19 protein-coding genes and 1 pseudogene are annotated in these 23,902 nt (G+C 64.1%); 4 read left to right on the forward strand and 16 right to left on the reverse strand.

The genetic code is table 11. The features are described 5' to 3' along the window. Position 1: 1 nt before the first annotated feature. The 16 genes and pseudogenes from tagH to PH586_RS11090 form a co-directional block, all read right to left on the reverse strand. Entirely contained in the window at positions 2-1,198 is a 1,197-nt protein-coding gene (gene tagH / locus PH586_RS11015) for a type VI secretion system-associated FHA domain protein TagH (protein ID WP_271347807.1), read from the reverse strand. Between the two features lie 19 nt (positions 1,199-1,217). Next, positions 1,218-1,358, reverse strand: coding sequence for a type VI secretion protein (locus PH586_RS11020; RefSeq protein ID WP_271347808.1), 141 nt, complete (start codon positions 1,356-1,358; stop codon positions 1,218-1,220). A 53-nt stretch (positions 1,359-1,411) separates the two neighbouring features. Then, positions 1,412-2,773, reverse strand: coding sequence for a T6SS phospholipase effector Tle1-like catalytic domain-containing protein (locus PH586_RS11025; RefSeq protein ID WP_271347809.1), 1,362 nt, complete (start codon positions 2,771-2,773; stop codon positions 1,412-1,414). Between the two features lie 4 nt (positions 2,774-2,777). Beyond that, positions 2,778-3,425, reverse strand: a complete 648-nt coding sequence (locus PH586_RS11030) for a DUF2931 family protein (protein ID WP_271347810.1) — start codon at positions 3,423-3,425, stop codon at positions 2,778-2,780. Between the two features lie 3 nt (positions 3,426-3,428). Continuing rightward, positions 3,429-4,316, reverse strand: a complete 888-nt coding sequence (locus PH586_RS11035) for a DUF4123 domain-containing protein (protein WP_271347811.1) — start codon at positions 4,314-4,316, stop codon at positions 3,429-3,431. Beyond that, entirely contained in the window at positions 4,313-6,418 is a 2,106-nt protein-coding gene (locus PH586_RS11040; RefSeq protein WP_271347812.1) for a type VI secretion system Vgr family protein, read from the reverse strand. Before PH586_RS11040 ends, PH586_RS11035 begins: the two co-directional genes overlap by 4 nt. 17 nt (positions 6,419-6,435) lie before the next feature. Then, on the reverse strand, positions 6,436-7,944 hold the full coding sequence (locus PH586_RS11045) for a sigma-54 interaction domain-containing protein (protein WP_271347965.1): 1,509 nt from the start codon (positions 7,942-7,944) through the stop codon (positions 6,436-6,438). Between the two features lie 10 nt (positions 7,945-7,954). Continuing rightward, the gene (gene tssH / locus PH586_RS11050) at positions 7,955-10,552 is read right to left on the reverse strand and encodes a type VI secretion system ATPase TssH (protein ID WP_271347813.1); all 2,598 of its coding nucleotides are present in this window, start codon (positions 10,550-10,552) and stop codon (positions 7,955-7,957) included. 11 nt (positions 10,553-10,563) lie between these two features. Continuing rightward, entirely contained in the window at positions 10,564-11,601 is a 1,038-nt protein-coding gene (gene tssG / locus PH586_RS11055; RefSeq protein WP_271347814.1) for a type VI secretion system baseplate subunit TssG, read from the reverse strand. A gap of 76 nt (positions 11,602-11,677) precedes the next feature. Next, positions 11,678-13,468, reverse strand: coding sequence for a type VI secretion system baseplate subunit TssF (tssF, locus tag PH586_RS11060; protein ID WP_271347815.1), 1,791 nt, complete (start codon positions 13,466-13,468; stop codon positions 11,678-11,680). A 35-nt stretch (positions 13,469-13,503) separates the two neighbouring features. Further along, a pseudogene (locus PH586_RS11065) lies at positions 13,504-13,773 on the reverse strand (PAAR domain-containing protein); the annotation flags it as partial. 10 nt (positions 13,774-13,783) lie between these two features. Next, positions 13,784-14,191: a type VI secretion system baseplate subunit TssE gene (tssE, locus tag PH586_RS11070; RefSeq protein ID WP_271347817.1), complete on the reverse strand. Its 408-nt coding sequence runs from the start codon at positions 14,189-14,191 to the stop codon at positions 13,784-13,786. A 270-nt stretch (positions 14,192-14,461) separates the two neighbouring features. Then, complete coding sequence (gene tssC / locus PH586_RS11075) at positions 14,462-15,937, reverse strand: type VI secretion system contractile sheath large subunit (RefSeq protein WP_271347818.1); 1,476 nt, start codon at positions 15,935-15,937, stop codon at positions 14,462-14,464. A gap of 26 nt (positions 15,938-15,963) precedes the next feature. After that, positions 15,964-16,470 (reverse strand): type VI secretion system contractile sheath small subunit, encoded by a 507-nt coding sequence (tssB, locus tag PH586_RS11080; RefSeq protein WP_271347819.1) that lies wholly within the window; start codon positions 16,468-16,470, stop codon positions 15,964-15,966. Positions 16,471-16,523: 53 nt separating this feature from the next. Further along, positions 16,524-18,086 (reverse strand): type VI secretion system protein TssA, encoded by a 1,563-nt coding sequence (tssA, locus tag PH586_RS11085; RefSeq protein ID WP_271347820.1) that lies wholly within the window; start codon positions 18,084-18,086, stop codon positions 16,524-16,526. Positions 18,087-18,542: 456 nt separating this feature from the next. Beyond that, positions 18,543-19,460, reverse strand: a complete 918-nt coding sequence (locus tag PH586_RS11090) for a D-hexose-6-phosphate mutarotase (RefSeq protein WP_271347821.1) — start codon at positions 19,458-19,460, stop codon at positions 18,543-18,545. Between the two features lie 138 nt (positions 19,461-19,598). On the opposite strand from PH586_RS11090, the gene PH586_RS11095 reads away from it, so the two are divergent. From PH586_RS11095 to PH586_RS11110, 4 genes are read left to right on the forward strand one after another with little or no spacing between them, the layout of a single operon-like run. After that, positions 19,599-20,744, forward strand: a complete 1,146-nt coding sequence (locus PH586_RS11095; RefSeq protein WP_271347822.1) for an efflux RND transporter periplasmic adaptor subunit — start codon at positions 19,599-19,601, stop codon at positions 20,742-20,744. Continuing rightward, the gene (locus PH586_RS11100; RefSeq protein ID WP_271347823.1) at positions 20,741-21,436 is read left to right on the forward strand and encodes an ABC transporter ATP-binding protein; all 696 of its coding nucleotides are present in this window, start codon (positions 20,741-20,743) and stop codon (positions 21,434-21,436) included. The genes PH586_RS11095 and PH586_RS11100 overlap by 4 nt, the downstream gene beginning before the upstream one ends. Further along, positions 21,423-22,637 carry an ABC transporter permease gene (locus PH586_RS11105; RefSeq protein ID WP_271347824.1) on the forward strand — a complete coding sequence of 405 codons (1,215 nt, stop codon included), beginning with the start codon at positions 21,423-21,425 and terminating at the stop codon, positions 22,635-22,637. The genes PH586_RS11100 and PH586_RS11105 overlap by 14 nt, the downstream gene beginning before the upstream one ends. Beyond that, on the forward strand, positions 22,637-23,833 hold the full coding sequence (locus PH586_RS11110; RefSeq protein WP_333908325.1) for an ABC transporter permease: 1,197 nt from the start codon (positions 22,637-22,639) through the stop codon (positions 23,831-23,833). Before PH586_RS11105 ends, PH586_RS11110 begins: the two co-directional genes overlap by 1 nt. The last annotated feature ends 69 nt before the right edge of the window (positions 23,834-23,902 follow it).

Here is a 23,902-nt window from a genome sequence, read left to right on the forward strand (position 1 = left end):
GTCATCCTTGAACGTCGGTGTTGAGGGTGGCGATCAGGCGAACCTGTTCTTCATAGGTGCTGGCGAAGTCGCGGGCGAACAGACGCTCGCTCCAGTCGTCGTTCTGCGTAAGCTGGGTGTGCAGCCGACGATAGGCGCGCCAGCGGCTGCCGGCGGTGGCGATCAATGGCTTACGCCCCTCGCGCTCGAAACGCAGGTTCAGGTGCTCCGGCGACAATTGCTCGAACATGCCCTTGACCGCCGCACGGCTGGCGGCCAGCAGCGCCACCTGATGGGCCTGCAGGTCGCGGAAACTGCGGCTTATGGTCTGCTCGGCGGACAGCGCGCCGGCCTTGCCGCCGCGCAGCAATACGCTCAGCGCCTCGCTGCTGTCGGCACTGTGCTTGAGCGGGTTATTGCCGGCGCTCTGCACCGTGGTCAGGGCCAGGCGCAGTTCGTTTTTCAGCTCGCTGCGGGTGCGCAGGCTCTGTTGCAGGCTGCCGACGCTCTGCTTGAGCAACCTGGCCGCATGCAGGGCCAGGGCCTCGCGGCCATCGTCGTCGAGGTCGTCGAGCTTGACCCCGAGGGCCTCGCCGAATTTTTCCCAGAAGCTCAAAGGCAGGCGTACCGGCTCTGGCGCGCGCTTGGGCTGCGGTGCCGGCGTCGGCATCACCAGCTCGGGCACCTGCAGGTTCTCTTCGTCAAGCTGCGCGTAATCGCGCTGCTGCGCCTGCACGTTGTGCGGACGCAGGATCGCGGTCAGGTCATCGACCTCGGCGTACACCCGCTCCTGTTGTTCGAGGGCGGTCAGTGGGTCCAGGTCGAGAAAGGCGTCGTCTGGAATGATGCTGCCGGCCGGCTGCGAACGACCGATATCACCGGCGAACAGCGCCGGGTCCTGAATCAGCCGCGCGCGGATCTCGAACTCGCCGAAGCAATACACGCCGCCGTGCTCGATGCGTTGCGCCTGGCCCTTGCGCAGGCTGGCGCCGCTGTCTTTCAACTGGATGCCATTGCTGCTGGTGTCGGTCAGGAAGAACGCGCCATCGCGGTAGCTCACCTCGGCATGCCGGCTGGACAGCACGCGCTTGCGATCCGGAATCACCCAGTCGCATTCCTCCGCCCGGCCAATGATGCCGCCGGCTTGCTTGAAGGTTTTGGTGGTCAAAAGACCCGGCACAAACTGCTGTGCACTGACCACATCGAAGACCAGTTCCATGGTAGTTAACTCCTTGCGGTCAGTTGCCGCGTTGCACTGCTTCGGGTTCGCCCAGAGGGCGGTATTGATCGTCGCTGAATTTGTAGTTGCCGCTGCAGCCGGTGAGGCAGAGGGCGACTAGCAGGGCGAGTAAGGCGGCGGGAAGGTCACGGTGAAACATCGAAGAGGCTCCTTGCGGTTCGAATGTGGGCAGATCAGATTGGTGGCGTGGCATCAACTGGCCTTCTCCGGATGGTTGGGGAAGATGCGCCGCTTATTGGCCTTTTCCGGGCTATGTGGCAGCTGTTCCACACCAAGCGGGTAGTGGAAGGCCGAGGTATGGATATAGGGCGGGTCTAGGGCTTCGATGGCCGCCAGTGCTCTGGCGTGGCCTGCGGGATCAAAGGCGAGATCGGCGAAGGGCTTGAGATCGTCGGGGATGCGGTGCTGGTCGTCGTCCGGCAGTTCGAGCAGCGGCACCTGCCGTGATAACGCCTCCTGGTGCATCCGATGCAGACCCAGAAACGCCAGTTGCGGTCGGGTATGGCGCTCGTCGATCAGGTAGACGGTATCGCCCCTAACTTCACATCTCCAGTGATTGCCTTCAGCTTTGGCGCGAGCATGGGCAATCGCCGCATTCTTCTGCGCCCGCTCCTTGACGTCGAAGCCGCTAAGGTCGTATCGCTCCCGTACTACCCGCTCGATATTGGCCGGATCGATGGCGGGGTCGGCGTAGCCGCCGCCGATATCCGAATGCACCCCGACACCTTTCAGTTCGACAAAGTGTGCAGGCGCCGAGTGGCCATTCTTTACCGAGGTCAGCGGGAATTTCTCGCGCACCTCTTGGCCAGCGACCAGGTGATAGACGTACTGGGCGGACTCGGCTTTCAGGTTAAGGTTGAAATCGCCTTCATCGTCGTTGCCCGGCCAGTAGAAGGAGCCAACGCTGTCGTACAGGCCGACAAAGCGCACCCGGGTTTTAACCGTGCTGCGCGGGTACATATCCACCACGCGACGTGTTTGACCTTCGCGACTGCCGTGGCGCTGGCTATATGGTTTGCTGGCCATTAAAAGATTGGGGTTTAGTTTAATGTCCCAAATTGAAACAGTTTCTTTCCTGCCGCTGAAATCAGGAAGTCCGTGGTTGATCATATTGACAAAATGTCTTGCCTGAGCGGCGCCTCGGCTAAAACCAAAGACATCGAATACTATTTCCCCGGTGTTAGCTGGAAGCTGTTCGAGTATTTCTGCGTGTAATTTATTTCTGGCTTCATGTAGGCGCGTTTCACCACCGGTAGGGCCGATGGCAAAACCAAGTCCAAGAATGCTATCGCTACCCTTTGTTACCGTACCGATACCTTCAATATACAGGTTGTAAATGTGTTTATTTAGATCATCCTTGTACAGGTCAGAAAGTTTAGCGATGTTCGTCATTGCTCTTGTAGTGCTTCTTCTGTCATTTTCTCTATTGTTACCCGTGCCGTCGAAAAATACGCCAACAATTACTTGTGGCACTTCACAGCAAAGAGCGCCGTCGTCAGTACCAGTGGAAATCTTTTTACTTATCTCAAATGCGGTATTGAAAGGGATGGTCATAAATTCAATCCTCAATCCCAGTAATTGGCTTCAGTGTTTTTTCTCGTATCAGCTGTTTGGTTATTGCTAGAAATGCTTTAGCGTCTCCAGAGGTCGCTCTGCCATTAGCCGTTGCGATTTTTTCAGCGCGTTCGTTTTTTCCGCACTCGTATTGATATGAGCAAGAGACTTTCAGAACGGCCTGTATTTCCCCATTTGCCCCGAACCCAAAAATAATGGTTGGTTCGTGTGTGTTTTTGCCAAAAGCATGTTGATAGTCTTTAAATAGCATGGTGAGGGTGGGGGCGAATGAAAGGTCGGCCTCATAAAATTTTTGGTTCTGGTATGAGAACCAGCGGGCATGGGCTGTTTTAGGAATAAATTGCTTTCCAGCCAATACATGAAAGCCACCAGCTTTTGGCAGGCTCTGTGGGTTGTTGGGGTCCCAGGTACTACCACCGCTATAACCCCCGCCGGAGCTATGTAATGTGTTCTTGGCGTTGGCTAAAGTAAGCTCTAAGGCATGTATCGGTTTGTCTGAACCAAACCCTAAGTTATATTCAACAAGCTGTGTGCTGTCACTGGTTGCAATGCTGCATCCGGCTAGTGCGGACGTAACAAAATAAACGATCAGTGCACGTATGGACTTTTTAGAGATATATGCTTTTTGCACCTTTCAGTCCTCTTGGTTATTCACGTTATCTGTGGCGTAGGTATCAGAAAACAGTTCGCTCAGTGACAACATGGGGTTTGCTTGCTTACTCTTCAGCGCCGTTTTTACCTGTGGTTCCTGCCAGAGCTGTTCACCTTGATCGAGCGCCTGTACCGCGAGAAATAATCGATCCTGGCGGTCGCTGATGCCGTGTTGTTGCAGGTGTTGATCTAGTTGCTTTGCCCACTGGTATTGGTCCTGAGTTGTCCACTGTGACAGGGGCTCGGGGTAGTGCGTATGCAACTGACCGAGGAGGCGCGGGATGGCGCTGGCACGGGCCAGCGCCCGTTGCATGTCTGCGTCGATGGCGATTTCTGCCGGCGCCAGTGGCAGGGCTTCGGTGCTGACGGGTCGGCCCTGTAGCAGGCATTCACGCGCCTCCAGAGGCAGCCAGGCGGACCAGCTTTCGCCGGCGCGGATGGCTTGGGTACGCCAGTAGTCGCAGGCCGGATCTTGCAGGCCGCTCATCACCTGCGGGTCGTAGTAGCGCATCAAGGCCAGTTCGCCGCCTGCTAGGCGCGCGCCGAGCAGGTGGCGAAAGTGCTGGGTCAGTTCTGTCAGTGGGGCCGGGCTGGCGATCAGGATGCCCAGGGGGCGCTGCTCCAGCTGGACCAGCAACTCGTTCCATAGCCCCGGCTCACCATCCAATTTCAGTAACCAGGGGCCCTGTTCACTTAGCTCGGCGCGTGGGGTGTGCAGGAACAGGCTCTCCGCCTTCGGGTTGGAATGAGCGGTCCAGATATGTTGCAACAGCTTGGCGTCCTGGGCGCCATCGAGCAGGGCATAGATCGCCTGCTGTTCGTCCGCCGCACGTTGCTGCCAGTCTCTCAGCCAGTCGTGAAACTGCGTCATGACGCGTTACCTGCCATGGCTTGGGCGCGCTTCTCTGCACACTCCTTGCAGAAGGGCACGGCTTGCTCAGCGGCGGTGATCAGACGCAACGGGGTCAAGCTGCTGCGCTTCGGTGCGGGCGGTACGCTGTTGAGCAGGGCTTGCTGGGTCAGCTCGCCCGCGCTGTCTTGATCCGCCGCGTTGGGGATGATTGGCGGTTTGATGGCGATTCCAGATCCCGCACCCGGCCCACCACCGGAGTTGATCTTGATGGTGGCGCCGCTGAGGGTGACGCCGCCGGGGTCGAGTTTGAGGAAGCTGCCGTCGCCTACGGCGGTGAGTTCCATGCCGGCGTCGATCACTACCTTGCTGCCGGCGTAATAGTGGATCTCGTTGCCGGCTTCGACGAACTGGCCGACGCCGATTTTCACGTGCTGTTTCTGGCCGACCGTGAGGTGGTCGTTGCTGCGCGCTTCCACCTTGCGGTCGGCGTGGGTGGTGCGGTGTTCTTCGAGCTGGAATTCGCTGTAGCTGTTGGCCTCGACCGTATCGTGGCGCTGGTTGCCGATACGGATTTTCTGGTCGTGCTCGATGTTTTCGTCCCAGTCGCGCTCGGCGTGCAGGTAGATCTGCTCCTCGCCCTTTTTATCTTCGATGCGCAGTTCGTTGTAACCGCCGCCGCCGGGGCTGCTCAGGGTCTTGAATAGCGAGCGGGTCTTGTTCGCCGGCAGTGGATAGGGCACCAGGTGTTCGGCGTGGTACAGGCAGCCGGTGACCAGCGGCTGGTCGGGGTCGCCTTCGAGGAAGGTCACCAGCACTTCCATGCCCACGCGCGGAATGGCGATGCCGCCGTAGCGGTCGCCGGCCCAGCTGGAGGCGACGCGCAGCCAGCAGCTGGTTGTATCGTCGGCTTGGCCTTCGCGGTCCCAGTGGAACTGGACCTTGACCCGACCGTACTCGTCGCAGTGGATTTCTTCGCCGGCGGGGCCGGTGACCACGGCGGTCTGGCTGCCCAGCACCTGGGGTTTCGGGTGCTTTAACGTGGGGCGCCAGAGCACGTCCCAGGGGGTGGCGCTGAAGCGATTGCGGTAGCCCTGTTGAAAGCCGTCGCTGGCCGCGGTGTGACTGGTCACCGATTCTTCCAGCACCTGGGGCTGCTTGCCCTCATGGAAGATTTCGTTAAGTAGCCAGAGCTGGTTCCACTCCGCGCGCGGGTGGGCGCTGAGGTTGAGGTAATGGCCGCTGACCAGCAACGGTTGATCGCTGGCGCCGGTAGCCAGTTCGTAGTCGCTGCGGTGGCGTTCCAGGCTGCGTTTGCTCAGGTGCTTGCCGCGCTCGCGCTCGACGAAACGGCCGGGGTAGTCGTAGTCCTCGAGATCCGGGCTGAACTCGCTGGTGAACGCCGCTTCCATCAGCAGGCGCGGTTTTTCGAAGTCGTAATCGCGGCGGCTCACCCGGCTGCTGCGGGTTTCCAGGCGCAGGGCGAAGCGCTTGATTACCGGCTCGGCGGCAACCAGGCCGCTGTCCTGCTGGTAGGCGGTGGGGGCGAGCTTGGGGAAGACGGTCTGGTCGTCGCCGAAGACCAGTACATGGCCTTGTTCACTGTGCTGGAAGTGGTAGTGAATGCCTTCTTCCTCGCACAGGCGCTGGATGAAGTGCAGGTCGGACTCGTCGTATTGCACGCAGTAATCGCGTGCGGGATAGACCGTCGGGCCGAACTGGAAGGCGTAGGCGTTGCTCTGAATGCCATGTTCTTCGAGTACCTGGCCGATGATCTTTTCCACCGTCAGATGCTGGAAGATGCGCTGATTAAGGCGATGGGCCAGGTAGGCCAGTTGTGGGCGCAGGGTGACGTGGTAACGGCTCAGGCGCTGGCCGGACTCGCCCAGGGCGGCACGGTAGATCAGGCCATGGATGCCGTTGCCGCCAGGGGCGAAGGCCAGGAACGCCGGCTGGTGCAGCAGACTTTCCAGGTCGAGATCCGGGCGCTCGCTGATCAGCTCCAGTTCGAACACGAAGGGCTGGCTGAGCGCTTCGCGGCCAGTGAATTCGAGTACCTGCAGGTCGTGGGCGAGGCCCTCGATACTCAGGCTGAAGTGGGTCTGGTTAGCTGCATTGAACATGCTCTTCTCCTTAAGCCTTACACGTCAGCCGGGCTGATATTCAGCCGCTGCATGCGGTACAGCAGGGTGCGGCGCGGCAGGCCGAGCTCGCCGGCGGCGCTGGTCTGGTTGCCGCGGTTCTTGCGCAGACAGTCGAGCAGCAGGCTGCGTTCGACACGCTCCATGCGCTCACGCAGGTTCATGTTGGCGTCGCTGTTGCTGGTCTGGTGCAGGTTGAAGTACTCGGGTAACAACTCGCCGCCTTCGCAGAGCAGCACGGCACGCTCGACCAGGCCCTTGAGCTCGCGCACATTGCCGGGGAAGGCATAGCTGGCCAGTTGATCCAGGGTGCTGTCGGCCCAGCGACAAGGGTCACGTTGCAGGAAGGCGCTGGCCTTGTCGGCGAAATGCCGGGCCAGGGTCAGGATGTCCTGGTCGCGCTCGCGCAGGGCAGGCAGTTCGATGGGGAATTGCGCCAGGCGATAGAACAGGTCTTCGCGAAAGCGGCCTGCTTCCACCAGGGCGCGCAGGTCGCAATGGGTGGCGGCGACTATGCGCACATCGACGGTGTGGGTTTCGCTGCAGCCCAGCGGGCGGACTTCGCCTTCCTGCAATACCCGCAGCAGCTTGGCTTGCAGGGTCAGCGGCATGTCGCCGATTTCATCGAGAAACAAGGTGCCGCCGTCGGCCGCGTCGAACAGGCCCCGATGGTCGCGGTCGGCCCCGCTGAAGGCGCCTTTGCGGTAACCGAACAGCTCGCTTTCCAGCAGGGTTTCCGGCAGCGAGGCGCAGTTCTGCACGATGAAGGCCTGGCTCCGCCGCACCCCGCAATCATGGATGGCGCGCGCCACCAGTTCCTTGCCGGTGCCGGTCTCACCGGTCAGCAGCACGCTGACCGGGTTGTGTAGCACCTTGCCGATCATCTGATACAGCTCGCGCATCGGCGTGCTGTCGCCGATCAGGCCGTAGCCACTGGCGCAGGGTATGTTGCTGGGCCTGGCCGCTTGTTCAGTGCGTGGCGCGCGCAGGCGCTGCAGCAGGTGTAGTTGAGCGATCACGAAGCTGCCGAGATGGCCAAGCGAGCCGGCAAAACCTTGCAGGTCGCTTGCCTGCTGGCTAGCGATCAGCAGCAGGCCGTTGACGTGTTGCTGTTCGTCGAGCAGCGGCACGCACAGCAGGCTGCGCCAGGCCTGTGCTACGTCCGGTAGAAAGCCGATCTGCTGCAGGCTGCTGTCCAGTTCGCTGATGCTGAGAACCTGGTTTTGACACAGGCAATATTGCAGCAGTTGCTCGCCGTCATAGTCGCTGGGCAGGCTGGCCTCTGCGCGGGGTTGCAGCAGGCCGTCCTGCCACTCGGCATTCAGGGTCAGGCGGGTGTGGGTGTCGTCCAGCAGATACAGCTGGCTCAGCCCGCACCCAGACAGTTGCGCCGCGCCTTCAACCAGTCCGCCGAGCAGGGCGTCGCCATTGGCCGCCCGCGCCAGGCCGGCGAAACGCTGTAACAGCGCCTCGGCATAACGCAGCGGCTGCGCCACCTGGTGGAACATCGGTGCGACCTTAAGCGAACTCACAGACCACCGTTCCTTCACCGTCGAGGGTGGCGTGCACACGTTGCAGGTTTTCGCCGCTGGCCATGGCCGCCAGCAGGCGATCGACCACCAAGGGCTGCAGGTGCTGGTCGATCAGGTGGTCGATCAGGCGCGCGCCGCTGTCGCTGTGGCTGCAGCGCTCGGCGAGGTTGTCGACCAGCGCGGCGCTGTGGCTGAACTGCAACTGACGGCGGGCCAGGCGCTCGCCGAACCGTGCCAGCTTGAGGCCAACCAGTTGGTTGAGTACTTCGCCATCGATTGGGTAATAAGGCACCACGCGCATGCGCCCAAGCAGCGCCGGCTTGAAGTACTGCGATAGGGTCGGGCGAATCGCCTGCTCCAGATCCTCGGCGTGCGGGCGTTGGCCGCCCTGGCAGAGGCTGGCGATGCGCTCGCTGGCCAGGTTGCTGGTCATCAGGATCAGGCAATTGCGGAAGTTGATCTCGCGCCCTTCGCCGTCGTTGGCCACGCCCTTGTCGAAGATCTGATAGAAGATGTTCATCACGTCCGGGTCGGCTTTTTCCACTTCATCCAGCAGGATCACCGAGTAGGGCTTCTGTCGCACCGCCTCGGTGAGCATGCCGCCCTCGCCGTAACCGACGTAGCCGGGCGGCGCACCGATCAGGCGCGAGACGCTGTGCTTTTCCTGGAACTCGGACATGTTGATGGTGGTGAGGAAGCGCTCGCCGCCGTACAGCAGGTCGGCCAGGGCCAGGGCGGTTTCGGTCTTGCCGACGCCGCTGGGGCCGACCAGCAGGAATACCCCGACCGGCGCGTCGCTGCGGTTGAGGCCGGCGGCGCTGGCGCGCATCGAGCGGTCGAGGGCTTCGATGGCCTGTTCCTGGCCGCGCAGACGTTGGCGCAGATCGCTGGCGAAGCTCAGCACCTTGCTGTTGTGCTCGCGGGCCAGCTGGCTCAGCGGCACCCCGGTCCAGTGGCTGATCACCTCGGCGACCAGGCGCGGGCAGACCTCGAAGCTGACCAGGCGCTCATGGGCCTGGGCGCCGGCCAGCTCGACCTGCACGTCGCGCAGCTGCCCTTCCAGCTGTTGCAGATCGGCCGCTGGTTCCGGGTTTTCCTCATTGGTTGCGGCACGGGCGCTGGCGCACTGCTTGCGCAGCTCGAGCAGACGGGTGGCCAGCTCGCGCTGCACGGCCCAGCGGGCTTCGATCTGCTCCAGTTCGGCGCGGGCTGCGCTCAAGCGCTGCTCCAGCTGCTCGAGGGCGTCGCTATCGATATTCAGGCCGGCGTCCAGGTCGCGGCCCATGGCCTCGCTCTGCCGTTCGCCCTCGGCGATTTCGCCACGCAGGCGCTCCAGCGCCTCGGGGGCGGCGGCCAGGCTGATGCGCACCCGGGCGCAGGCGGTATCCAGTACATCCACGGCCTTGTCCGGCAGCTGGCGACCGGCCAGGTAGCGCGCGGACAGCTCGGCAGCGGCGACCACGGCGTCGTCGCGCAGGTAGATGCCATGGCTTTTTTCATACACCGGCGCCAGGCCGCGGAGGATGGTCACCGCTTCCTCGACCGTGGGTTCGAGCAGCTGCACCGGCTGGAAGCGGCGGGCCAGGGCCGGGTCCTTCTCGAAGTATTTCTTGTATTCGCTCCAGGTGGTGGCGGCGATGGTGCGCAGCTCGCCACGGGCCAGGGCCGGCTTGAGCAGGTTGGCGGCATCGCCGCCGCCGGCCTGGCCACCGGCGCCGATCAGGGTGTGGGCTTCGTCGATAAACAGGATGATCGGCTTGGGCGAGCCTTTGACTTCATCGATCACCCCCTGCAGGCGTCGTTCGAATTCGCCTTTGACGCTGGCGCCGGCCTGCAGCAGACCCAGATCCAGACACAGCAGCTCGACGCCCTTGAGCGCATCCGGCACTTCGCCGGCGGCGATGCGCAGGGCCAGGCCCTCGACGATGGCGGTCTTGCCGACACCGGCCTCGCCGACCACGATCGGGTTGCTTTTGCGCCGGCGGGCGAGGATGTCGATCATCTGGCGGATCGCCGCGTCGCGGCACAGTACCGGGTCGAGCTTGCCGTCGCGGGCCTGCTGGGTGAAGTTGTGGGTGAAACGCGACAGGTTGGATTCGCCGCCAATGGCGGTCTTGCCTGCCGCTGGCTGCGCTTGCTGGGCCATGGCGAAGTCGCGCAGGCGCTCTGGGTTGAGCTTGGCCAGCAGCGCCTGGTAATGGCTGCCTGCATAGCGCATCGGGTTGCGCAGCAGGGCGAGGATCAGCGCGGCCTGCTCGACCTGGTTCTGGCCCAGCTCCAGGTTGGCCACCAGCAGGGCGTCCTGCAACCATTGCACCAGTTCGCTGGAAAACACCGGGTTGCGCGACTCGTTGTGCTCGCCGCGCGGTTGCAGGGCGCGGGCCAGCTCGCCAGCGTCGACTTCGGCATCCTGCAGCGCGCGGATGAGCAGGCCATCGGGCCGCTCGAGCAGGCCGAGCAGCAGGTCCTCGACCAATATCTTGCTGCCGCCACGCACCACGCAGCGTTCGGCCGCGAGTTCCAGATCGTTCTTGGTGGCGGCGTCGAGGGCCTGTACCAGCTGTTGCAGATCGACGTTGATCATTTCATCAGTCCTTAATGAGTTTTGCTGCCAAGGGTGACCACGCCGTCGGCGTTATCCCGTCCCAGCCAGGTGGTCCAGCCCAGCAGGCAGGGGTTGTCGGCGCCGAGGCGCAGTTGGCGAATTTCGTCCTGGCGCAATTCCAGGCGGATGTCGTAGTCCAGCGGGTCACGCAGGGTGAAACGCACCAGCGCGCAGAGCGGTTGGTAGCCACTGCCGACGGGCAGGAATTCATGGAAGCGCTCCCAGTCGAGCTGGCGCACATGGATGCGGAACTTGCCGCCGCGGTCGCGCACGAACTCGCCGAGCACCAGGCTTTCGCCCAGTTGACTGTTGGCCAGGCCAAGGCGATTGCGTTGCTCGTCGAGAATTTCCACCTGGCGTTCCAGGCATTGCTCGATAAACAGCGCGGCGTGCTTGAAGTAGTAGCGCAACACCGACTCGATCAGCGCCGCCGAATGGGCGCGCAAACTGAGCAAGCCGAGGTAGGGCAGTAGGCGTTTCCAGTTCAGCTCAGAGGCGGCGCGAATCTGCGCACCGCCGAGGCCGATCAGGGCGAACAGCTGCTCGGAGAACGGGTCAAGCGCGCCGCTCTGGAACCGCGCGTGATAGCGGTACTTCTGCCAGATCGGCAGCAGCAAGCTTTGCAGGCGGTTGTTGAACAGGTCGAGAAAATCCCGGGTCGGGTTGCCGTCCGCACTGTCACCCAAGGCCTGTTCGCCATAGAAGGCGGGCAGGGGGGAGCCGGCCCCGCACAGGCTGACCAGATTGATGCGCAGGCGTGCGCGCAGCTCGCCGTGCTCCTCGAAGAACTGCACGCGATCGATATCGCTGCCGGGAAAACCCAGGCTCGGATTGGCCTGCAGTTCCAGGCGTTGCAGCAGTGCTTGCTCGTCCAGGTGCGGATGGGCGGCCTGCAGGCGTTCCAGCACCAGCTGCACACCCTGGAACAGGCTGTATTCGCGGATGCCCCGGCTAAGCCGGGTGAGGTCCGGCGCAAAGTCTGTTGGGCTGCTGCCAGGCGGCGTTGCAGCCGGGCTCAGGGTGCTCATTTAGCCCCCATAAACTGCTGGTCTTCGCCCGTTCGCGCCTTGCCAGCCGCGGGCTTGCATGCCGTTGCGTGGAGTCTCATAGCAGGGGTTGTTGCCCCATGCGCGGCGTCCATTGATACACCTCTCCCTGGGTGCTCTGCACGCGCAGCTCGTGATACGAGTTCAAGCTGGCGTAGAGGGCGAAAAATTCATTGAGTACCGTGGCGAAGAGGAACAGGTCGCCCTCGCCGACATAGCCCTCGGGGTTGATCGTCAGCTGGGTGCGTACGCCGCGCACCGGCAGGCCGCGGTGCAGGCGGTCGACATGCTGATGACCGATGCTTTTCAGGCCATCGAGCAGGCGCTTGCTGACCTTCTCCGCGTGCTGGTCGTAGTAGCGCGGCAGGTCGTAGGTTTCGAGGATCACCTTGAGCGCATCGACGTTGGCCAGCGACAGGTAGTTCAGCGACATGTTGCTGATCAGCTTCCAGAGGAAATCGCGGTGCAGGGGCGGTGCGTAGCTTGGCGTCACCGCGCTGATATTGCGGAAGCTGAGAAACTCCGGGGTGTCCTCGCAGGGCTTACAGATATCACCGAGGCCCAGCTGGCGCGGCAGGTTCTGGTTGGTGCAGGTCAGTTCGATCGACAGGGTTTCGTGCTGGTCGAGGTTGCGCAGGCCGAAGCTCAGGTAGGTCTCCAGGCCGTCGCCGAGCATCGACGGCTGCTGGCGTACGCTGTAGTGCGGGCGGGCATGGGGCACGTCGAAGCTGGCGTCATGCTCGAAGGATTCGAACGGCACGTACTCCTCGTAACCCTTGCCGCCCGGCTTCCAGCCGGTGACCCGGTCCACCGAGAACACCCCGCAGTGCTGCGAGTCGAACTCCGAAGGCAGCAGCAGGTACTGATCCTGCTTGCCGTCCAGGCGGATCGGAATGGCGTCGTGGGCGAACAGGTTGACCACCGGCGTGCAGTACAGGCGCACGTTGTCCAGGGTCGGGCGAATGCGTTGCCCCCCGGCCTTGTTGATATCGAAGCGCAGCTCCAGGCCGCGGGCCTGCTTGAGCAGCTCTGGCGGCAGGCGCTTGAGCGCATCCAGGCCCTTGAGATCGACGAACAGGAACTTGTCCTGAAAGGCGAAGTACTCCTGCAGGTAGCGATAGCCGCGGAAGGTGTTGAGCGGGTAGGGGATCAGCGCCTGGTCTTCGTCGAAGCCGACCGGCTGCACCTGCTCGGCGCCCAGTTTCAAGGCCGGCACCGCTTGGCCCTGGGCGTCTTGCAGCGGCTTGCCGGCGCCATCCAGCAGCACCAGCTGGATGCCGCCCAGATGCCGCAGCAGGCTCAGGTAGAGCAACTGGCTGATATAGCGCTCGCCGGCCAGGTGCAGGCGCAGCTGCTTGAGGTCGAGGTCGCCGAGGTGACCATCGGCGCTCATTTCCAGGCGCAGGCTGAGCAGCGCGCCGTCGCCCTTGACCGAGTAATCCAGGCCGTTGAGCGCCAAGGGCAGCACTTCGGTGGCGAAGCAGGTGCGGAAGCGACAGGTCACGCCCTGGATCGGCTTGGACTCCACCGGCGTGTGGCGCGGCACCGGCAGCGCCGGGCCGGGACGCTTGAGCGGGTCGAACTGGAGCATGCTGAAGGCCGGCAGCGGGCGCATATAGTTCGGCCACAGCAGGTGCATCAGCGAATGGGTCAGCTCCGGCAGCTCGTCGTCGAGCTTCTGCCGCAGACGCCCGGTAAGAAAGGCGAAGCCCTCCAGCAGCCGCTCGACATCCGGGTCGCGCCCGCTCTGCCCAAGAAACGGTGCCAACGCCGGGCTGCGCTCGGCAAAACGCTTGCCGAGCTGGCGCAGGGCGGAGAGTTCGCTCTGGTAGTAGTGGTTGAAAGACATTCAGCGGGTCATCCCTGTGCTGGTTCGGCTTAGCCGCCGATGAGAACTGTGCCGGAACCTGCGGTGACCACGTTGCCATGACTACCCACGGTGCCGACGGTGGTCGCCGGCATGCCGTTGATCAGCACATTGGGGATCACCGCGCTGGCCAGGGCGCTGCCGCAGCCGGTCGGGTCGCCCATGCGCGCGGCCGGCAGGCCGTCGAACAGTACGTCGGGCGAACCGGCGGCGATCGGGTTAGTGCCGTGACCCGGAATCGGGCAGGCAGTCGGATCGTTGAGGCGTGCAGCGGGTTTGCCAGACATGGGACGCTCCTTAATTGACCTTGACCTGTCCGCTGCCGTCCAGGCTCGCGGAGAAACTCACTTGGCGTTTGCACCCTTCGATTTCCAGCAGGCCTTCGATGGCGAAGCGCAGGCTGAGTGGATCGTGGTGGCGGGGCAGGGAAATCACCCGCACCTCGCGCAAACGCGGTTCGTACGCTTCGATAAAGCGTTCGATGGCGATACGCGCCTGCTGCAGCGAATCGTGCAGCGACAGGCGCATATCGTTCAAATCGGGCAACCCGTAGTCGGGCAGCGTTTGCACGCTGCCCGCCCGGGTGCTGAGCATTTTGGCCAGGTGGGTCGCCACCGACGCCATGGCAGCGACCTCGCGGCTCCAGCCAGCACGTAGGCTGGCTTCACCGCCGAGGCGTTCGAACAGGCTTCCGTACCCGGCCATAATCAGGTTCTGCCCACGAACAAAACACGGTGGCGACGCTGGCCGTTTTCGCGCAGTGCCAGGAAGGACGAACGTGGTGTGCTGCTTGCCCACGAGTTCGTCATGACGCCGCAATGCGCGAAAACGGACGCGTCCCGAAGGGTTGCGCCCAGAAACGCGTCAGGCTGCGTTAATCGACCCTTATTTGGAACAACCAAACCGCGGGTCTCGCGCCTTGCCTGGCGCATTTCTGGGCGGCAACGCCGGTGTGTTTTGTTCATGGGCAGAGCCTCACTCCTTGTCCAGCTTGCCAACCAAGGACAGGGTGAAATCGGCACCCATGTACTTGAAGTGCGGGCGCACGTTGAGGCTGACGCGGTACCAGCCAGGCTCGCCTTCGACGTCACTGACGATGACCTGAGCGGCGCGCAGCGGACGACGGCCACGCACTTCGGCGCTGGGGTTTTCCTGGTCGGCGACGTACTGGCGGATCCACTTGTTGAGTTCCAGTTCGAGGTCGGTGCGCTCTTTCCACGCGCCGATCTGCTCGCGCTGCAGCACTTTCAGGTAGTGGGCCAGGCGGTTGACGATGAACAGGTAGGGCAGCTGGGTGCCGAGCTTGTAGTTCAGTTCGGCGGTCTTGCCTTCCGCGCTGATGCCGAAGAACTTCGGCTTCTGCGCCGAGTTGGCGGAGAAGAACGCGGCGTTGTCGCTGCCCTTGCGCATGGTCAGGGCGATGAAGCCTTCTTCGGCCAATTCGTATTCACGACGGTCGGAGACCAGCACTTCGGTGGGGATCTTGGTTTCGATCTCGCCCATGCTCTCGAAGTGGTGCAGCGGCAGGTCGTCCACTGCGCCGCCGCTCTGCGGGCCGATGATGTTCGGGCACCAGCGGAACTTGGCGAAGCTGTCGGTCAGGCGGCTGGCGAAGGTGTAGGCAGTGTTGCCCCACAGGTAGTGTTCGTGGCTGTTGGCGACGTTCTCTTTGTAGACGAAGCTCTTGACCGGGTTGTCTTCTGGATCGTAGGGGTTGCGCAGGAGGAAGCGCGGTACGGTGAGGCCGACGTAGCGGGCGTCTTCCTGTTCGCGGAAGCTCTGCCATTTGGCGAATTGCGGGCCTTCGAAGTGGTCTTTCAGGTCCTTCAGGTCCGGCAGGCCTGTGAAGCTTTCCAGGCCGAAGAATTTCGGACCGGCCGCGGCGATGAAGGGGGCGTGGGCCATGGTGGCGACGCTGGCAACGTATTGCAGGGTCTTGATGTCCGGCGCACTCGGGTCGAAGAAGTAGTTGGCGATCAGGGCGCCGACCGGCTGGCCACCGAACTGGCCGTATTCGGCGGTGTAGATGTGCTTGTACAGGCCGGATTGGGTGATTTCCGGGCTGTCCTCGAAGTCATCGAGCAGGTCCTGCTTGGACGCGTTGATGATCTCCAGCTTGATGTTTTCGCGGAAGTTGGTCCGGTCCACCAGCAGCTGCAGGCCGCGCCAGGAGGATTCCAGGGCCTGGAACTCGGCGTTGTGCAGGATTTCGTCCATCTGCCGGCTGAGCTTGGCGTCGATCTCCGCGATCATGCGGTCGACCATGGCCTTTTTCACCGGCTCATTTTCGTTCTGCGGCTTGAGCAACTCCTCGATGAACGCCGACACGCCGCGCTTGGCGATGTCATAGGCGTCGTCGTCCGGAGTCAGTTTGGTCTCGGCGATGATGCGGTCGAGAATGCCGAGTTCGGCGGCGCTACGGCCGCTTTCCACTGCTGCGCTTGTGCTCATTAAATTAGCTTCCTTGTTAATTGAGATCAGGAATCCAGCTTGCCCTGGGCGGCGAGGCCGAGCTCACCGAGTATGCGCTCACGCGAGTCGTCGTCGGCGAGTACGCTTTCAATCGCCTTGCGGAAGGCCGGGGCATTGCCCAGCGGGCCTTTGAGGGCAACCAGCGCGTCGCGCAGTTCCATCAACTTCTTCAGCTCGGGCACTTGCTCGACCAGGTTGGCCGGGTTGAAGTCCTTCATCGAGTTGATCCGCAACTGTACGGCCAGTTCATCGTCGCTCGGCTCGTCCTGCAGGCGGTTGGGTACGCCGAAGGTCAGGTTGAGCTCCTGCTTGCCCAGCACCTCGTCGAAGCTGTTCTTGTCGATGCTGATCGGCTTGCGGTCTTCGATCTTGCGTTCATCGGCGCGCTGGGTGAAGTCGCCGAGCACCATCAGTTTCAACGGCAGTTCGATCTCTTCCTGAGCGCCGCCGGTGGACGGTTTGAAGGTGACGTTGATGCGTTCCTTGGGGGCTACCGAGCCTTCTTTGGCCATGGGTGTTCTCCTTTGCGTTTACGGCCCGGGGGCCTAGGGGGCGCTTACGCGCCCTACTCAAGCACCACTTCGAGATCGAGGTGGCACAGCCTGCGATAGATCTCTTCCTTGCTTTCGCGCACCGCATGATTCTGCGGCAGCAGCTCGCAACAGCTGTGCAGCATGCGCAGTACGTCCAGGGCGAGATCGGGTTCCCAGTCGCCGAGGCCTGAGGCCTGTAGCGTCTGATCTAGCGATTCGAGTTGGGTTTTGGCCAGTTCATACTTTTTGGCGCTGTAGCACAGGCGGGCCAGGGTCAATTGCCAGAAAAAGCGTTCACGACCGCCGCGGGCCTTGGCCAAGCCCTTTTTCAGTTGTTGTACGGCCGCTTTCAGGCCGTCCTTGCGCAGCTGCGGTAGCACGTCCTGCAGGGCGACATCCCAGGCCGGTTGACTAGCGCCGTCATTGGCCGCCGGAGTACTGTCGGCCACCGTGAGCTGCAGGTGGGGCATGACGTGGGAGCTGATCCAGGCGCGGGTCTGGGCATCGGCGAAGGCGCTGCCATCGTGGAAGTGCAGCTCTTCCAGGCCGTTCATGCGCTGCAGGAACAGCGCCAACTGGATCTCCACTTCGCGCATCGCCTGTTCGGCTTTGAGGCCTTCCAGGCACTGCCAGACCAGGTGCTGGCCGTCGAGCCAGAAGGGCGCGCGGGCAATGCTGGCTTCCAGATCCACCAGCAGATCGGCGTACTGGTCTTGTTGATAGCGTTCCTGATAGCTGGCCAGCTTGTCGGCGGGCAGGCCGCGCAGGGCGGTGACCTGTTCGGCGTTGCGTTCCGGCAGGCTGTCGATCGGCAGCCACAGCAGGGTGCGGGCCAGACGCAGGGCGCGCAGGTCGCTGGCCTTCTGCTTGAGCCAATAGGCGCACAGTGGTCGGGCCTGGTCTTGCAGGCCGCGCAGGCTCTTGTGCGCGTCTTTCTCGCTATCTACCGCAACGCCGGGGGTGAGCAGTTGGCTGGCGACCTGCTTGACCTGGGCCAACGCCGCGCCGACGCTGCCGGGCTCCGGCTGGCCCTGGCTGGCACGCTTGACCAGCTCGTCGAGGCGCCGACACAACGGCAGCAGCAGCGGCGCATCTTCGCCCAACTGGGTGGATAAACAGGCTTCGAGGGCACGCAGTTGTTCGGCCAGGCTGCGGAACAGCGCCAATTGCTCGCCGATCGGCACATGCTCGGCCAATGCCTGTTCCAGGCGCGGGATCAGCCAGCTGATGGCGGCGGCGCGGGTGCGCGCCTTACGCGGATGCAGTTCGTCCCAGTGGTTGAGGCACAGGTAGTGCAGCAGGCTCAGGCCGGCTTGCAGGCCGGCGAAGGATTCGCGCTGATACAGGCCCCAGATCAACCAGGACGCGACGCGCAGGTCCTTGGAGTGAGCACTGAGCAGTGTCTCACTGTCTTCGCGGATTTTCTGCCAGTCGATGCTGGCGGTTTCATGCAGGGCGGTGGCCTTGCTCAGCTCGTTTTCCAGCACTTCGTATTCGCTGGAATAACGCACGTCGCTACCGGCAAAGGCCCCCTCATTAATAGGGAGTTTGGCCAGCTCCAGGTAATAAGCTGTGAGCTTGTTCGAATACGTCATTCCATGACTCGACTAGTGGTTCAAGCAACTCGGGAACAAACGGCCTATATAGATTGGTGGCCGCTGAATTGTCCGAGTTGCGCAACTTCTTGCGCACTTATTATGTGCAACAAATTGCGCAAAGTCCCTTTGAGGCCGGCATCCTAGCCCCATGACGGCTGAGGGGCAACCTTTGAAAGTGTGAAGTAGATGGCACTGACGACGATTGCAGGAGTTATTACTGGGACGATAGTTCCCATTGTTTTTGCGAGCCACTACGCAAGTTTCAAAGTGTTTTATGCGCGTGCGAGATAATGAGTGTGTCGTGTAGGTAATCACTTACTGGCAAAGTAGTGGCGCATCACAGAAGTTAAAAGTAATAGGCGCCTTTATGTGAATGCTGTAGCGGTTTTACTTCTCTGTTTATGTCACGCACGCCCCCGCCAACGGCAATCTAACCGTCGGCGGTTTGTCGTCTCAGGCCGGCAAGGCTTCGCTCCACAGGCTGACGCTGAGCCGGTGCTGGGCGTCGGGGGCGAGCAGGACGTGATCGTCGAGGACGTTGGCGTGTTCGATGCAGAGCATGCCTTGCCAGGCGTCTTCGGCGAATTGCGAGAGGCGGCGGGCCTTGTCGGTCCAGGGGTTCCACAGCACGGCCGAGCCTGAGCCGCTGCTGTTCAGGCGGATGCGTCGCTGCCAGGCGGGGTCGACGATGCTCAGTTGCGCCGGGGTATTCAGGTAGATGCGGTCGGTTTCGCCGTGGAAGTTCAGGATGTCGCTCTGTTGTCGTTCCAGCCAGTTGTCCAGGGTGTCGATGTAGCTGCAGCCCCTGAGTCCCTCGACGCGCACCTGGCGAATATCGCTGACGGCGAAGTAGCTGTGCAGGGCCTGGCTGAAGGCCAGGGGGGTGTCGCCGAGGTTGCGCGTCTCGAGTTCGAGGTGCAGCTGGTCATCGAGGCGGATGCGCAGCTTCAGTTCGGCGGCGTGCGGCCATTCCGTCTGCGCCTGCTCGACACTGTTGAAGACGAACTCGAGGACCACGCTGTGGTCCTGGCTGTCGATGCCGAGCAGCTGCCAGTCGAGTGCCCGCACCAGGCCGTGGGCCGGCACCAGGCTGCCGCCCTGATACATCGCCTGCACCTCCTGCGGGTTGCGCCGCAGGTCGCCGAACCAGGGCCAGCACACCGGCACTCCGCCGCGTACGCCCTGGCCGTGCTTGAATTCGGCCTGTTTGCTGAGCCAGATCAGCGGCTGCTCGCCATTGCGTTGGTAGCTGAGGATCTGCGCGCCCTGTTGCGCGACCAGCAGTTCGGCGTTGGCGGTGCGCACGCGCCAGCAGGGCAGTTGGTTCATTTCCACCCGCTCGACCAGCGGGCGTTGTTCGGTTCCGCTCATGACTGCGCTCCTCTATTGCGTTGAGAGAAAGTGTGAACCGCTGTGCCGGCAAAGGCCAGACCGCAGCTTTCGCTGACCTGGCGCATTGTTGCGTGGTTTCTGCTGACCTAGGCTGAACACCAGCAAAGGGAGGCTGTGATGCGCAAGATCTTGATGGCTGTGCTGCTATTGCTGGGCGTGGTGGCGGCTTTCTGGTGGTGGACCCGGCCGCAGCCATTGCCGGTGCGCCTGATTGCGGTGCAGCGCGGGCCGGTGGAGACCCAAGTGGCCAATACCCGCGCCGGCACGCTCAAGGCCTGCCGGCGTACCCAGCTGTCGTTCAACCTGGGCGCCAAGGTCAGCGAGCGCCTGGTCGAGGAAGGCCAGCGGGTCGAGTCCGGCCAGGTACTGATGCGCCTGCGTCAGGATGAGCAGCAGGCCCGGGTGCGCGAGGTCGAGGCGCGCCTCGATGGTCAGCGTAACCAGCGCCAGCAGCGCTGCCTGCAGGCCGACCTGGATCGCCGCGACTATCAGCGTCTGGCCAAGCTGCAGGAGCGCCAGCTGGTGGCCGCGGATCGGGTCGACCAGAGCGCCACCCATGCACGCCTGTCCGAGCTGGCCTGCAGCGCCGCCGCCACGGCGATCCGCGAGACCGAGGCGAACCTGGCCCTGCAGCGTGCGCTGCTCGATCAGGCCACGCTGCGCGCGCCTTTTGCCGGGATCATCGCCGAGATCAACGGCGAGGTCGGCGAGTTCGTCACGCCCTCGCCACCGGGGATTCCGACGCCGCCGGCGGTCGATCTGATCGACGACAGCTGCCTGTATGTCGAGGCGCCGATCGACGAGGTGGACGCCTCGCGGGTGGGCCTGGGCATGCCGGTCAGGGTCAGCCTGGATGCCTTTCGCGAGCGCCGTTTCGCCGGCACGGTCAGTCGCATTGCGCCCTTCGTCCGCGATCTGGAAAAACAGGCGCGCACCGTCGATGTCGAGGTGCGTTTCGACGCGGTGCCGGCCGATGTGGCGCTGCTCACCGGCTACAGCGCCGACGTCGAGATTCTCCTCGAGCAGCATGTCGATGCCCTGCGCATTCCCACCGAGACCCTGCTGGAGGGCCAGCGGGTGCTGCGCTACGACCCCGACGCCGGCGTGCTGCGCGAGGTGCAGGTGCGCACCGGGCTGGGCAACTGGCGCTGGACCGAGGTGCTCGATGGCTTGACCGAGGACCAGCGCATCCTCGCCAGCCTGGAGCAGGAGGGCCTGGCCGACGGGGTGGCGGTGACCCCGCAGGAGCCGGGGCCGCCATGATCCGCCTGCGCGAAGTAACCCGCTGCTTCATCCTCGGTGATCAGCGGGTCATGGGCCTGGACGCGGTCAGCCTGGAGGTGGCCGCTGGCGAGTACCTGACGGTGATGGGCCCATCCGGCTCGGGCAAGTCGACCCTGCTCAATATCCTCGGCCTGCTCGATGCACCGGACAGCGGCGAGTACTGGCTCAACGGCGAGGCCACCGCGGCGCTCGACGAGAACCGCCGCGCCGAACTGCGCAGCCGGCACATCGGCTTCGTGTTCCAGTCCTATCACCTGATCCCGCGCCTGACGGCCCTGGAAAACATCGAGCTGCCGATGGTCCTGGCCGGCCTCGATCCGGCCGAACGGCGGCGGCGCAGCGCGCGCCTGGTCGAGCGCCTGAACCTCGGCGACCGGGTGCGTCACCGTCCGGCGGAATTGTCCGGCGGCCAGCGCCAGCGGGTCGCAATTGCCCGCGCCATGGTCATGCAGCCGAGCCTGCTGCTGGCCGACGAACCCACCGGCAACCTCGACAGCCATTCCGGCGCCGAGGTGGTGGCCCTGCTCGAGGAGCTCAATGGCGAGGGCCTGACCCTGCTGGTGGTGACCCACGATGCCGCCATCGGCGGGCGCGCGCGGCGGCGCCTGAGCATGCTCGACGGGCGGATCATCGACGACCTCCAGCAGGGCCAGGGCGATGCGCAGCGCTGATGGCCTGGGGCTGATGCTCGGCGCCCTGCGCGGGCACGGTTCGCGCAGCCTGATGCTGCTGCTGGCGATCGCCATCGGCGTGGTCGCGGTGAACCTGCTCACCGGCCTGGCCGAGGGCGCCCGGCAGTTCGTCGTCGGCGAGTTTTCCCTGCTCGGCCACAACACCCTGAGCATCCTGCCGGGACGCAAGGAAACCACCGGCGGCATGCCGCCGATCACCGGCCTGGCCACCCGCGACCTGACCCTGGGCGATGCCCTGGCCATCGCCCGCCTGCCCGGGGTACGGCGGGTCGCGCCGCTGCAGGCCGGCCAGGCCGAGGTCAACGTCGGCAACCGCTCGCGCGAGGCCTTCACCCTGGGCACCAGTCGCGAATTCTTCGCCATCCGCCAGCTCGGGGTGGCCCAGGGCCAGATCCTCCCGGCCATGGCGCTGGACCAGGCCGAGGCGGTCTGCGTGATCGGCGCGACCCTGCGCCGCGAACTGTTCGGCAACCGGCCGGCGCTCGGTGAGTGGCTGCGCGCTGGCGACCGGCGCTTCCGGGTGGTCGGCATCCTCAACCAGCGCGGCGAGTCGCTGGGCATGGACTTCGGCGAGATGCTGATCATCCCGGTGGCCAGTGCCCAGGCGCTGTTCAACCGCGAGGGCCTGTTCCGCGTGTTCGCCGAGGTGCGCGGGCCGCAGTTCATGGCCAGCGCCAGGCGGCAGATTATCGAAACCATCACCGCCCGCCACGAGGGCAAGGAGGACATCACCCTGATCAGCCAGGACAGCCTGCTCGCCGCCTTCGAGGGCATCCTCGATGCGCTTGGCCTGGCCCTGGCCGGGATCGCCGCGATCAGCCTGCTGGTGGCCGGCATCCTGATCATGAACGTGACCTGGATCGCGGTGAACCAGCGCACCGCCGAGATCGGCCTGCTCAAGGCCCTGGGCGCGCGGCCGGGGCAGGTGCGCCTGCTGTTCGTCGGCGAGGCCGCGCTGCTGGCCCTGGCCGGTGGCCTGGCCGGGCTGCTGCTCAGCGAGCTGCTGCTCTGGTTCGGCCGCCAGCTGTGGGATATCCCGCTGCAGACCCCGGCCTGGGCGCGCGCCGGCTCGCTGCTGCTGGCCCTGCTGGCGGCGCTGCTGTTCGCCTGGCTGCCGGCCAACCAGGCGGCGCGGCTGGAACCGCTGGAAGCGCTGCGGCCGCCGGGGGCGCGCACATGATGCGCTGGGAAGACGGCTTCAGGATGACCGCCTCGGCGTTGATCAGCCGGCCGTTGCGCAGCCTGCTGACCCTGCTCGGGGTGGCCATCGGCATCGCCGCGGTGGCCCTGCTCACGGCCATCGGCGAGGGCCTGCGGGTGTATGTGCTGGACAACTTCTCGCAGTTCGGCACGCGCATCATTGCGGTCAACCCGGGCAAGACCCTGACCAGCGGCATGGGCGGCATCCTCAGCAGCGTGCGTCCGCTGACCCTCGCCGACTCGGCCGCCCTGGGCCATCTGGCGCATGTCGAGGCGGTGGTGCCGATCATCCAGGGCAGCGGCGATATCCAGTTCGGCGCCATGAGCCGCAACAGCGACATCATCGGCGGCGGCCATCAACTGGCCGAGGCCTGGCGCTTCCGCCTGGCCCTCGGCCAGTTCCTGCCCGAGGCGCGCGACGGCCGTTCGCCGCCCTATGCGGTGCTCGGCCACAAGCTGCGGCGCGAGCTGTTCGGCGAAGCCAACCCGCTGGGCGAGCGCATCCGCGTCGGTGGCGTGCGCTTCCGGGTGATCGGGGTGATGGAGGAGAAGGGCCAGTTGCTCGGCTACGACCTCGACGACATTGCCTACATTCCGGTGGACTGGGCGCAGAGCCTGTTCAACCGCGAGGGGTTGATGGAGATCGACCTGGTGTTCAATGCCGGCACCGGCTCGGCGCAGCTGGCCGAGCGGGTGCGCCGCATGCTGCTCGAGCGCCACGGCGACGAGGACTTCACCCTGACCACCCAGGACGACATGCTCGCCAGCCTCGACCGCATCCTCGGCACCCTGACCATCGCCATCGGTGCCCTCGGCGGGATTTCCCTGCTGGTCGGGGCGGTCGGCATCCTCACCATCATGACCACCACGGTGGCCGAACGCACCGCCGAGATCGGCCTGTTGCGCGCCATCGGCGCCAGCGATCGGCAGGTGCTCGGGCTGTTCCTGGCCGAGGCCGCGCTGCTGTCGCTGGCCGGCGGCCTGCTCGGCCTGCTGCTGATGGGCCTGCTGTTGCTCGGCCTGTACCTGGCCGTGCCCGCCTTGCCGCTGAGCCTGGCGCCCGGCTTCCTGCTGCTGGCCCTGCTGCTGTCGGCGGTGATCGGCCTGCTGGCGGGCATCGCGCCGGCCCGCCGGGCGGCGCGCCTGCATCCGGTGGATGCTTTGCGCAGCGAGTAGCCTCGCCGTCGATCTGGCTCGCGCAGCGGCAAGCCGACGCCGCAGAAGCCAGCGTCTATAGTGAAGCGT

Origin of the sequence: Pseudomonas aestuarii, from assembly GCF_027988105.1 — a bacterium.
In the GTDB taxonomy this organism is placed as follows: domain Bacteria; phylum Pseudomonadota; class Gammaproteobacteria; order Pseudomonadales; family Pseudomonadaceae; genus Aquipseudomonas; species Aquipseudomonas aestuarii.

Bases quoted from the DNA above. Each gene is read 5' to 3' on its own strand.
- PH586_RS11100 (WP_271347823.1), top strand. From the start codon at position 20,741: ATGATCCGCCTGCGCGAAGTAACCCGCTGCTTCATCCTCGGTGATCAG.
- tssA (WP_271347820.1), bottom strand. From the start codon at position 18,086: ATGACGTATTCGAACAAGCTCACAGCTTATTACCTGGAGCTGGCCAAA.
- PH586_RS11020 (WP_271347808.1), bottom strand. From the start codon at position 1,358: ATGTTTCACCGTGACCTTCCCGCCGCCTTACTCGCCCTGCTAGTCGCC.
- tagH (WP_271347807.1), bottom strand. From the start codon at position 1,198: ATGGAACTGGTCTTCGATGTGGTCAGTGCACAGCAGTTTGTGCCGGGT.
- PH586_RS11035 (WP_271347811.1), bottom strand. From the start codon at position 4,316: ATGACGCAGTTTCACGACTGGCTGAGAGACTGGCAGCAACGTGCGGCG.
- PH586_RS11040 (WP_271347812.1), bottom strand. From the start codon at position 6,418: ATGTTCAATGCAGCTAACCAGACCCACTTCAGCCTGAGTATCGAGGGC.
- PH586_RS11105 (WP_271347824.1), top strand. From the start codon at position 21,423: ATGCGCAGCGCTGATGGCCTGGGGCTGATGCTCGGCGCCCTGCGCGGG.
- PH586_RS11095 (WP_271347822.1), top strand. From the start codon at position 19,599: ATGCGCAAGATCTTGATGGCTGTGCTGCTATTGCTGGGCGTGGTGGCG.
- tssC (WP_271347818.1), bottom strand. From the start codon at position 15,937: ATGAGCACAAGCGCAGCAGTGGAAAGCGGCCGTAGCGCCGCCGAACTC.
- tssE (WP_271347817.1), bottom strand. From the start codon at position 14,191: ATGGCCGGGTACGGAAGCCTGTTCGAACGCCTCGGCGGTGAAGCCAGC.
- tssB (WP_271347819.1), bottom strand. From the start codon at position 16,470: ATGGCCAAAGAAGGCTCGGTAGCCCCCAAGGAACGCATCAACGTCACC.
- tssF (WP_271347815.1), bottom strand. From the start codon at position 13,468: ATGTCTTTCAACCACTACTACCAGAGCGAACTCTCCGCCCTGCGCCAG.
- PH586_RS11110 (WP_333908325.1), top strand. From the start codon at position 22,637: ATGCGCTGGGAAGACGGCTTCAGGATGACCGCCTCGGCGTTGATCAGC.
- PH586_RS11025 (WP_271347809.1), bottom strand. From the start codon at position 2,773: ATGACCATCCCTTTCAATACCGCATTTGAGATAAGTAAAAAGATTTCC.
- tssH (WP_271347813.1), bottom strand. From the start codon at position 10,552: ATGATCAACGTCGATCTGCAACAGCTGGTACAGGCCCTCGACGCCGCC.
- PH586_RS11090 (WP_271347821.1), bottom strand. From the start codon at position 19,460: ATGAGCGGAACCGAACAACGCCCGCTGGTCGAGCGGGTGGAAATGAAC.
- tssG (WP_271347814.1), bottom strand. From the start codon at position 11,601: ATGAGCACCCTGAGCCCGGCTGCAACGCCGCCTGGCAGCAGCCCAACA.
- PH586_RS11045 (WP_271347965.1), bottom strand. From the start codon at position 7,944: ATGTTCCACCAGGTGGCGCAGCCGCTGCGTTATGCCGAGGCGCTGTTA.